The organism is Rhizobium sp. PRIMUS64, from assembly GCF_023006465.1.
Classification (GTDB): Bacteria; Pseudomonadota; Alphaproteobacteria; order Rhizobiales; family Rhizobiaceae; genus Rhizobium; species Rhizobium leguminosarum.
In genome coordinates, this window is record NZ_JALBGX010000291.1 from 1 (window position 1) to 1,333 (window position 1,333).

Sequence of the window (1,333 nt, forward strand, 5' to 3'; positions counted from 1 at the left end):
CGCAATGTCGATCATGGCTACGCCGCGACCATTCACAAGTCTCAAGGCGCCACTGTCGAGCGAACCTTCGTGCTCGCCACCGGCATGATGGACCAGCACCTGACCTATGTGGCGATGACGAGACACAGAGACCGCGTCGATCTCTATGCGGCGAAGGACGATTTTGAAGCAAAGCCGGAATGGGGACGAAAGCCGCATGTCGATCATGCTGCCGGTGTCACCGGCGCGCTCGTGGAAACAGGACAAGCCAAGTTCCGGCCAAGCGATGAAGATGCCGACGACAGTCCCTATGCCGATGTCAAGACGGATGACGGCACCCTCCATCGTCTATGGGGCGTCAGCCTGCCGAAGGCGCTCGAGGAAGGTGGCGTCTCAGAAGGCGATACCGTCACGCTGCGCAAGGACGGCGTCGAGCGGGTGACGATCAAGGTTGCCATCGTCGACGAACAAACCGGCCAGAAGCGGTTCGAGGAAAGAGAGGTCGACCGCAACGTCTGGACCGCCAGGCGGATCGAAACCGCCGCAGAACGTCAGCAACGGATCGAGCGGGAAAGCCATCGACCGGACCTGTTCAAGCAACTGGTAGAGCGCCTGTCGCGTTCCGGCGCCAAGACGACGACGCTCGATTTTGAAAGCGAGGCCGGTTATCGCGCCCATGCCGACGACTTCGCGCGCCGCCGTGGTCTCGATCACCTTTCGCTTGCCGCAGCCGGGGTGGAGGAAAGCCTTTCCCGGCGGTGGGCCGGGATTGCCGAGAAGCGCGAGCAGCTGGCGAAGCTGTGGGAGCGGGCAAGCGTTGCGCTCGGCTTCACGATCGAGCGGGAACGGCGCATCGCCTACAACGAGGAACGGGCTGAACCCCAAACCGTCTTGGAGGCGGATGTTGCTCGCGGCCGATATCTGATCCCACCCACCACAGGCTTTGCCAGGAGTGCCGAGGAAGATGCGCGGCTGGCACAACTTTCGTCTCCTGCCTGGAAGGAACGGGAAGCCATCCTCCGGCCGCTGCTGGAGACGATCTATCGTGACCCGGATGCAGCCCTTGTCGCCTTGAACGCGCTTTCATCGGATACAAGCGTCGATCCGCGCAGGCTTGCCGATGATCTTGCCAAAGCACCCGAGCGGCTCGGCCGCCTGCGGGGTTCCGACCTGATCGTCGACGGTCGTGCGGCACGCGACGAGCGAAAGGCCGCGATCACTGCCTTGATGGACTTGCTGCCGCTCGTCCGCGCCCATGCCACCCAGTTCCGCCGGAATGCCGAACGCTTCGAAAGCCACGAGCAACAGCGCCGCGCCCATATGGCATTGCCGATCCCGGCGCTCTCCGAAAAGG

At 63.2% G+C, this 1,333-nt stretch carries 1 protein-coding gene; it reads left to right on the plus strand.

The features are described from left to right. The coding region (locus MOV76_RS39150; RefSeq protein WP_247266598.1) for a BID domain-containing protein at positions 1 to 1,333 on the plus strand (1,333 nt) is incomplete at both ends.